General features: G+C 62.3%; 9 protein-coding genes and 1 pseudogene. 9 read left to right on the top strand and 1 reads right to left on the bottom strand.

Going from position 1 to position 8,864, the window contains the following annotated elements; all coding sequences use genetic code 11:
• Nucleotides 1-184: 184 nt before the first annotated feature.
• Nucleotides 185-532 (top strand): hypothetical protein, encoded by a 348-nt coding sequence (locus ABTW64_RS15230; protein WP_350623814.1) that lies wholly within the window; start codon nucleotides 185-187, stop codon nucleotides 530-532.
• Between the two features lie 7 nt (nucleotides 533-539).
• Nucleotides 540-1,550, top strand: a complete 1,011-nt coding sequence (locus tag ABTW64_RS15225; protein WP_350623812.1) for a glycoside hydrolase family 3 N-terminal domain-containing protein — start codon at nucleotides 540-542, stop codon at nucleotides 1,548-1,550.
• Here the strand turns inward: ABTW64_RS15225 and ABTW64_RS15220 are convergent.
• A pseudogene (locus ABTW64_RS15220) lies at nucleotides 1,468-2,058 on the bottom strand (VIT1/CCC1 transporter family protein); the annotation flags it as partial. The gene ABTW64_RS15225 and the pseudogene ABTW64_RS15220 sit on opposite strands and share 83 nt — an antisense overlap.
• Before the next feature lie 236 nt (nucleotides 2,059-2,294).
• Between ABTW64_RS15220 and ABTW64_RS15215 the strand changes: the two are divergent.
• The 7 genes from ABTW64_RS15215 to chrA all read left to right on the top strand — a co-directional run bounded on the left by ABTW64_RS15215 (nucleotide 2,295) and on the right by chrA (nucleotide 8,441).
• The gene (locus ABTW64_RS15215) at nucleotides 2,295-3,626 is read left to right on the top strand and encodes a ferredoxin reductase family protein (protein ID WP_350623810.1); all 1,332 of its coding nucleotides are present in this window, start codon (nucleotides 2,295-2,297) and stop codon (nucleotides 3,624-3,626) included.
• A 275-nt stretch (nucleotides 3,627-3,901) separates the two neighbouring features.
• The gene (locus ABTW64_RS15210; RefSeq protein ID WP_311200160.1) at nucleotides 3,902-4,126 is read left to right on the top strand and encodes an FMN-binding protein; all 225 of its coding nucleotides are present in this window, start codon (nucleotides 3,902-3,904) and stop codon (nucleotides 4,124-4,126) included.
• Nucleotides 4,123-4,890 (top strand): FAD:protein FMN transferase, encoded by a 768-nt coding sequence (locus ABTW64_RS15205; RefSeq protein WP_350623807.1) that lies wholly within the window; start codon nucleotides 4,123-4,125, stop codon nucleotides 4,888-4,890. The genes ABTW64_RS15210 and ABTW64_RS15205 overlap by 4 nt, the downstream gene beginning before the upstream one ends.
• 29 nt (nucleotides 4,891-4,919) lie before the next feature.
• Nucleotides 4,920-5,588, top strand: a complete 669-nt coding sequence (locus ABTW64_RS15200) for a response regulator transcription factor (protein ID WP_260026865.1) — start codon at nucleotides 4,920-4,922, stop codon at nucleotides 5,586-5,588.
• Nucleotides 5,588-6,829, top strand: coding sequence for a sensor histidine kinase (locus ABTW64_RS15195; protein ID WP_350623805.1), 1,242 nt, complete (start codon nucleotides 5,588-5,590; stop codon nucleotides 6,827-6,829). Before ABTW64_RS15200 ends, ABTW64_RS15195 begins: the two co-directional genes overlap by 1 nt.
• 56 nt (nucleotides 6,830-6,885) lie before the next feature.
• On the top strand, nucleotides 6,886-7,218 hold the full coding sequence (locus tag ABTW64_RS15190; RefSeq protein WP_269268751.1) for a PadR family transcriptional regulator: 333 nt from the start codon (nucleotides 6,886-6,888) through the stop codon (nucleotides 7,216-7,218).
• Nucleotides 7,215-8,441, top strand: a complete 1,227-nt coding sequence (gene chrA / locus ABTW64_RS15185; protein WP_350623803.1) for a chromate efflux transporter — start codon at nucleotides 7,215-7,217, stop codon at nucleotides 8,439-8,441. Before ABTW64_RS15190 ends, chrA begins: the two co-directional genes overlap by 4 nt.
• The last annotated feature ends 423 nt before the right edge of the window (nucleotides 8,442-8,864 follow it).

Here is an 8,864-nt window from a genome sequence, read left to right as displayed (position 1 = left end):
TGAGAATGGTAGAATTACAAGGGAAAATTGATAGTAAGCTTACAGATCGATAAAAGAATAGTATAAAGCTACACAAAGTAAAAAGTATCCGCGAGGATACTTTTTTTTATAAATTGAACGATTATGAAAGACCATTATGCGTTATACTTGTAAAGACATCAACTGAGAAGGAAGGCTACGAAACATGAATCTAGGTAAAAAAAACCGTCTCGCTATCATTTTAGCGTTACTTTTTCTTGTGTATGCAATTGGTTTTGCGCTGTATTTTAAAGGACGTGGCGGTACAATTCCGATGTGGTTTATTGGAACATTACTGCTTGGACCTATTATTATTTTTGTAAGAGGCTTAATTAGCTTCCTCACTCAAATGAAGATACGCAACAAGGTTATTTGTGCAAATTGTGGTGAAACGATTCATAAAAAATCGCCGTATTTGATTCAATGTCCAAGCTGTCATCAAAATTTATATGTTAAAAATGAGAAAACTGAAGAGAATGAAGTAAATGAAAAAAATAAATCTATAGGAAGCTGATTATGAGATGAGATTAAGATCGTTCATTTTTCTATTGTTATTGTCCCTTACAGGTTGTTTTTTTACAGGGCAAGATACAGCAAAGGATCATAATACTAATCATAATAATCCCACATCTTCTTCACCTGTTGAGTCTACCCAACCACAAAAAGACCCCATCCAGGACAAGCTAAAAGAACTTTCTGTTTCGGAGAAAGTAGGCCAGCTTATTATGGCTGGAATGGATGGGACAGAGGTTGATGAAGCTGCGAAGGAGCTAATACGTAGCTATAACGTGGGCGGGGTTATTTTCTATAGCAACAATATGAAGGATGCAAAAGAAGCACTTCAATTATTTAATGATCTAAAGGAGATCAACGCTCAACAGAAGTCAGGTGTTCCTCTCTTTATGAGTGTGGATGAAGAGGGAGGAAAAGTATCACGGATGCCCCCAACACTTAAAAAAATCCCTTCTGCTAAAAAAGTGGGTGATACGAAAAATGAACAGCTTGCTACCCAAATTGGCAATGTGATTGGTGATCAGCTACATTCGTTTGGACTTAATATGGACTATGCACCTGTGCTTGATGTAAATAGTAACCCCCAAAATCCTGTCATCGGTGATCGGGCTTATGGAAATGAGACTAATATTGTTAGTCAGATGGGGATTGCAGTGATGAAAGGGTTGCAGCAAAGAAATATCATTCCAGTCGTGAAGCATTTTCCAGGGCATGGAGATACTTCCGTAGATTCTCATATTGGGTTACCGATTGTGAATCATAATATAGAACGATTAAGAGAGCTTGAGTTGGTGCCTTTTAAGCAAGCCATTGCTGAGGGGGCAGACGCCGTGATGATTGCGCATATTTTAATGCCTAAAATAGACAAAAGTGCCCCTGCTTCATTTTCATCCATCATTATTCATGATCTGCTTCGTGAACAGCTAGGCTTTACTGGACGGCCGCGAAGGTCACCGGAACACGCCACTCTGGCGGGGGTAGGAGGATGGCGAGCATGGGGAGGATCGCGCCGATCGTGAACGCGGCTGCGGAAGCGACCGCCGCGTGCCAGGGGCTCACGACGTCGTCCTGGTCGATGTTGAGCTCGGCTGATAGGTGCGCGGCAAGGGCGTCGTGCGCGGTGAGCTCCACGGCTACCTGTCGTGCGGTCTGCTCGCTGAGCCCACGGGCCCGGTAGAGCCCGGTGAGCTCGTCGAGCTCTTCCTCCGGCATGTCGCGCAGTTCCTGCCGTTCCTTCGCGATCAGGGCGCGTTCGCTGTCGCTCTGGCTGCTGACGGAGACGTACTCGCCGAGGGCCATCGAGATCGCACCCCCGACCAACCCCGCCAGCCCGGCGGTGAGGATGGGCCCGGAGGCGGTGGTCGCGCCGGCGACGCCGACCACGATCGCGGCAACAGAGACGATGCCGTCATTTGCGCCGAGCACGCCGGCACGCAGCCAGTTCAACCGTTGCGCAATGCCGCCGCGATGCGGCTCATCGGGGTGCGGCTGGAGCCCGGGGTTGTCTGCGGGCAGATCTGTCGACATGACCCCAACACAAGCACCGCTGGTCCCGGTGAGCAACGTTGGTGAGGCTAAGCGTGCCGCGGCCAGGCGGCTAAGAATCCTGGAAGAATGGAGGGGGATCGTGGGAACTGTCGTTAGCCGGAGCTACGCGAAGTGAGTTGAGAATGGCGACAGATACGGCCCCCCTTTCACGGGCGGCAACGTTCCGCACTGACGATACGGTTGCGCGGGTCCGGCGGGTCCGCACTCGTCGACGGATGCGCGCGGCCGACCTGATGGTTGTTGCGGTCTGGCTGTCGGTCGCCGTCGCGATCTCCCTGTGGCTCGCCTACGGCGGGATGAACCAGGTCACCGATCCCGCTTCCGCGATCACCGCGCTCGGCATCGTCACGGGACTTGTGGGTACCGACCTGATCCTGGTGATGCTGGTGCTCGCCGCTCGCATTCCGGCGATCGACCGCGTCTTCGGCCAGGACAGGGCGATGGCCCTCCACCGCAGGCTCGGCAGGCCCGCCCTCTCACTGATCCTCGCCCACGCAGCCCTCCTCACCGTCGGTTACGCGATGAGCGACGGGTCGAACGTGGTTGCCGAGACGATCGGGTTCCTCCAGAGCAAGGACCTGCTGCTCGCCTATCTCGGGTTCGGGCTGCTCGTCGCGGTCGTGGTCACTTCGCTCGTCGCCGTCCGCCGTCGCTTCTCCTATGAGGCCTGGCATCTGATCCACTTGCTCAGCTACCTCGCCGTGCTGGTCGCCGTGCCTCACCAGCTGAGCGCGGGCGGTGTGCTCGCCGAAGGCACCGGACAGCGGGTGTACTGGCTCGCCCTGTACGTGCTCGCGTTCGGTTCGATCGGTGTCTTCCGCTTCCTGGTGCCGATGATCCGCAGCGCGCGTCACGGCATCCGCGTCGCCGGGGTCGAGCAGGTCGCTCCGGGTGTCGTGTCGCTCCACCTCACGGGGCGGAACCTGGATCGGCTGCACACGGCCGGCGGCCAGTACGCGATTTGGCGGTTCTGGACGGGTGCGACGTGGTGGCATGCGCATCCCATCTCCTTCTCCGCTGTGCCGACCGCCACGACGGCGCGCATCACAGTGCGTGACCTCGGGCGCGGCAGTGCCGCGATCGGACGCGTGCGTCCGGGCGCGCGCGTCTCGATCGAAGGTCCGTACGGTGTCTTCACTGACGCGCACCGGGTCGCTCCGAAACTCGCAGTCGTCGCGGCGGGCATCGGCATCACGCCGATCCGATCCCTGCTGGAGCATTCCCCGCTCAGTCCGGGTGAAGCCACCGTCGTCCTCCGCGGCACCGATTCCACCCAGAGCTACCTGTGGAGCGAGATCGGCGCACTGCCCAGCATGCGCGGCAATACCGTGTATACGATGCTCGGTGCACGGCCTCCGGGCCTTGCCACCTGGATGTCTGCCGAGGCGCTGTCGCGTGGGGTGACGATCACCTCGGCGTTCCCTGACTTGCTGCGCTCGGACCTTTACGTGTGCGGGCCGCAGGCGTGGACGGATCTGGTGATTCGCGATGCCCGCGCCGCAGGATTGCGGGAAGCGCAGATCCACGTGGAGAGGTTCGACTGGTGAGGGCGCGCGCTACGATACTGGGCGCCCTGTCCTCGATTGCCGTATTCGCGGTCGGTTGGCAGCTCGGCGCTGATGGCCAGCAGTCAGAGACAACGACATCCGATACGGCTGCCGGATCAGCACCGACTTCGACTGTCACGCCGTCGGCGGATGCCGGAAGCAGCACAGCGACGCCCGCACCGACACCCAGTGCGTCCGCGTCGGAGACCACGACGTCAGCTGTCTCGGGGACTTTCACGGGGACATCCGTTCATACGCGTTTCGGTGACGTCCAGGTGCAGATCACCGTGCAGGACGGCATCCTCAGCGACGTGACCGCGCTGCAGCTCACCGACCAGGATTCCCGGTCGGTGTCGATCAGCAACCGCGCTGCCCCGATCCTTCGTCAGGAAGTCCTGTCCGCACAATCAGCGAACGTGCACAGCGTCTCAGGTGCCACCTACACGAGCAACGCCTACCTGACCTCGCTCCAGTCCGCCCTCGACCAGGCTGGACTGTGACCGTGACGACGCATGTGTTCAACACGATGGGCACGACGGCGAGCCTCCGCTTCGCGGGGCCGGTGCCGAGCGATGAGGTGCTGCTCCAGGTGGAAGATGCCTTCGCCGAGTTCGACCGCCGGTTCAGCCTCTACCGTGCCGACTCAGAGCTCAGCCGCATCGCGACAGGGGAGTTGACGCTCGCGCACTCCAGCGATGCCGTGCGCGACTGCTACAGGGATGCGATGATGTGGTCGCATCGTACGGCTGGCGTGTTCACGTCTCACCGGCCGGACGGTGTCCTGGATCTGTCCGGCATCGTGAAAGCCGCGGCCATCGCAGCGGCTGGCACCATTCTCGACACCTTCGGCATGCCCTCCTGGGTGCTCAACGTCGGCGGCGACATCCTCACCCGCGGCAGCATCAACGGCTCCGCGTGGCGGATCGGGATCACAGACCCCGACGCCCGAACATCCCTCCTGTGCGCCCTCGAAGTGCAGGACCCACGGCAGGCGGTGGCCACCTCCGGCACCGCAGAACGCGGCGAGCACATCTGGCGAGCCCCGGCTACATCGGACACTCTCGTCCGTTACCGGCAGGTGACGGTCGTCGCCGATGACATCGTCACCGCCGATGTGCTTGCGACCGCGATCCTGGCCGGCGGTCCTCAGTGGTGCGACGACATCCTCGACCGGTTCGACGTCGACGCCCTCACCGTCGACGACCACGGGGGGATCACCGCATCGCCCGGGCTGCGGGAAGCCGCAAGCCTAATCCTCGGATGAGCGCGTCAGGCCCTGCCTATACTGCGATCATGCCGGAGCGTGCGCGGATCCTGCTCGTCGAAGACGACGCCCGCCTCGCCGGCATGCTCGAGCAGTTGCTGCGCTCCGAGGGGTATGACACCGTCCTTGCCCGCGACGGGCAGCGAGCCTTGCACGAAGGACTGACTCAGAGCTTCGATGCCATGATCCTGGACCGTGGCCTGCCGGCTATCGAGGGTCTCGACGTGCTCAACAGGCTCCGCAACCGCGGCGTGCTCACCCCTGCGCTGATCCTGTCCGCCCTCAGCAACCCCGCCGACCGTGTGGAGGGGCTGGACCGGGGAGCCGAGGACTACCTCGGCAAGCCGTTCGACATTGACGAACTCCTCGCCCGGATCCGCGCGCTGCTGCGCAGACATCTCAACATCGTGCCCACGCTTCCCCTCCCAAACGGAGCCCTGGACACGAGGAGCCGCACCGTCACGACTCGCGACGGTGACACGATCGACCTCTCCGAGCGGGAATCTCAACTCCTCGAGCACCTCGCACGCCGACCCTCGCAGATCTTCGAACGGCACGATCTGCTCGGCACGGTGTTCCCCGATGCGGACGATCCTGGCGTGATCGACACCTACGTGCACTATCTGCGCAGAAAACTCGGCCGCGAATCGGTGAAAACGATCCGCGGCATCGGCTACCAACTGGGACCGCTCCGGTGATGGCGCGCAGGCCTCGCGACCCGGAGGATCTCCGGGGCGCCGCGCTACGACTCACCGCCCGGTTCACCGCGCTCGTCCTCGTGGTGCTCGTCGTCGTCGGCGGGGTCGTCTTCGCGATCGTGAGCAGCAGCATCGCCGAGGCCAGCGAGCATGCGCTGCGCGCCGCCACCCAACTCGACTCCAGGAAGGATGCCGCCTCCGGCACCTTTGTGACCATCGTCGATACTCACAGCGGCGGCCAGATCGTCGCGTCCGAGAGTATGCCCGACGGCCTGCTCGACACCGCCGCGATCCAATCCGTCGAAGCTGGCGGCGGGGACCAGCGATCCGAACGCACCGTCGACGGTCGCACCTACGCGCTGCTCACCACCGCCGATGGGGACCACGACCGCGTCATCCAGGTCGCTATCGATCAGCACGAGACAGCTGAGGAGCTCAGTCGTCTTTCGGCCGCGCTTCTTGTCGGCGGTGTGATCGCAGTCGTGCTCTCGTTCGCCGCGTCGTATCTGATGGCGAAGCGTGCCATGCGGCCCCTCGCCGATGCGCTGGCACTCCAGCGCCGCTTCGTCGCAGACGCCAGCCACGAGCTCCGTACCCCCCTCACCCTCCTCAGTACCCGTGCCCAGCTGCTCAAACGCAGAGGGCAGGACAGCCTGCCGAGTGACGTCACCGATGCCATCGAGGACGTCGTCACCGACACGAACGCCCTCACCGAAATCCTCGACGACCTCCTTATCGCCGCCGACCCACGAAGCAGCGCGACGCAGGAGCCCGTCGATCTCGTCGCCGTCGCCGACCGGGCCATCGCCCTCCTCGCCGACGACGCGACCGCCCGACACATCGAACTGATACGCACAGGCAAGTCAGGATCGGTAACCGTGACCGGGTCGCCCGCGGCACTCCTGCGCCTCGTCCTCGCACTGTGCACGAACGCGCTCGACCATGCGCAGCACGCCGTCAGCATCACAGTGACGGCGAGCGCATCCAGAGCGGTCCTAACTGTGACCGATGACGGGCCCGGGTTCGACCCGACGATCGCCGCGACCGCTTTCGAACGATTCTCCAGCAGCCGAGCAGGCACCCGCACCGGCGCTCCGGGCAGCGGCACGCGACACTATGGCCTCGGCCTCGCCCTCGTGAGCGAGATCGCGCGGCGACACCATGGCACCGTCGCCATCGAACACTCGAACTCGGGCGGCACTGTCGTGTGCAGCTTCCCCGTCGCATCGTCGGCGCGTTAAGCACACGTTCACCTGCCCTATCGACATTCGATATCGAACTCCGATAGAAAGCCGGAGTGGCGAGCGAACCTTCCGTTGACGAACTGGAGGAGTACCGTGACCTCCTCGCTGGGCTCGTCAGGATGCACGTGCTGCACCACGCGTCACAGGAAGAGATCTACGGCGCCTGGATGATCGAGGAGCTCGCCAGTCACGGATACCGCCTCTCAGCGGGCACCCTCTACCCCATGCTCCACAGAATGGCCGAAGACGGCTACCTCACCGTACGAACCGAACGAACTGAGCGCGGTATCCGCAAGCTGTACTCCGCGACCGAGAAAGGCCAGCGCGGCCTCGCGGTCGCCCGGCAACGGATGCGTATCTTCACACAGGAAGACACAGGCCGATGACAACGGACACCACCACTCCCGCGCAAGCTAGACAGGGATCCACCCGCGAGGTGCTAGGCGTCTTCGCGAAGCTGGGCGTGACAGCCTTCGGTGGCCCTATCGCCCACCTCGGCTACTTCCGTAACGAGCTGATCCAGCGCCGCCGATGGCTCGATGACAACGAGTACGGTGACCTCGTCGCCCTCAGCCAGTTCCTGCCCGGCCCCGCATCCAGTCAGGTCGGCTTCGGCCTCGGCCTCTTCCGCGCCGGCCCCGCCGGCGCGATCGCCGCGTTCCTCTCCTTCACACTGCCCTCCGCCGCCTTGATGGTGGCCTTCGCCTACGGCGCGCCGCTGTTCGAGGGCATCGTGGGCGGCGGCATCCTTACCGGCCTCAAGATCGTCGCCGTCGCAATCGTCGCTCAGGCCGTGCTCGGCATGGCGAGAACACTCACCCCCGACCGGGTGCGCGCCGCCATCGCGGCCCTCGCCGCCACCTGCGCTCTGCTGCTCGCCGGATCGGTCGGGCAGATCGGCGCCATCGTGATCGGCGCGATCGCAGGGCTGATCTTCTGCCGGAGCGCTCTCGCGCCCGCCACCGCGATGATCCGCTTCCCCGTCGCGCGCACAGCCGGCGTGATATGTCTCGTCCTGTTCGTGCTGCTCTTGGTGGGGCTACCCGTGCTTGCCGCGACCACGCAGTGGGGGGCGGTGCAGCTCTTCGACGCCTTCTACCGTGCGGGAGCTCTGGTTTTCGGTGGTGGCCACGTGGTGCTCCCGCTGCTGCAGGCCGGTGTGGTCGACACCGGCTGGATCAGTCCCGACCAGTTCCTCGCCGGCTACGGGGCGGCCCAGGCAGTGCCCGGACCGCTCTTCACCTTCGCCGCCTACCTCGGCACCCTCTCGACCGTCGGTCCAGGCGGTATCGCAGGAGCCGCGATCGCCCTCGCCGGTGTGTTCCTGCCGGGGCTCCTGCTGCTCACCGGAGTGCTCCCGTTCTGGAACGCGTTCCGTTCCCGCCCCTGGGCCCAGGCCCTGATGCGCGGAGCGAACGCCGCCGTGGTCGGCATCCTCGCCGCCGCGCTCTACGACCCGGTCTTCACCACCGCCATCACCGGCCCGGAGCCCTTCGTGCTCGCACTGATCTGCTTCGTTCTCCTCATCACCTGGCGGGCACCCGCCTGGACCGTCGTCATCGTCGGGGCGGCGGGGGGCATCCTGATCGCACTCACCGGCCAGGCGTGACCAATCGCGGTTCGAGTGCTGTGGCAACCATCCGCTGCCGAGCAGACTTCGACGATGTGGCCGCTCGCGCGTGGGCAGATCGAGCAGGACACGGAGGCGCCTCGATGCCGCACGTGTGCAACGTTACGGTGCTGCTCGACGCGCGAAGTAGCGGAGCCACGGAACAGGGCTGGTGCCAACGAGCGGGGCGACTCCCCCCCCCCCAAGTGCAACTGTGTTCCATGACCTCTGTAATCCACGGCCTCGAACTCGTCGGGCGTTGCTGACGGCACGATGAACACGCCCACAGGATGCGGCGACGACCGAGGGCGAAGTAAGAGTTGAAGCACTAGTACTACAGTCGCGTTTATTTCGCGTGGTGCGGCGCGTTAGCGCCGTTGTGGGTGATGATCGTGTTAACCCTTGGCGGTGGGTGACGATATT

It is taken from the genome of Microbacterium sp. NPDC096154, assembly GCF_040302945.1.
Taxonomy (GTDB): domain Bacteria; phylum Actinomycetota; class Actinomycetes; order Actinomycetales; family Microbacteriaceae; genus Microbacterium.
Note: the sequence above shows the minus strand (reverse complement) of the source record. Positions and strands in the feature narration are given on the sequence as shown.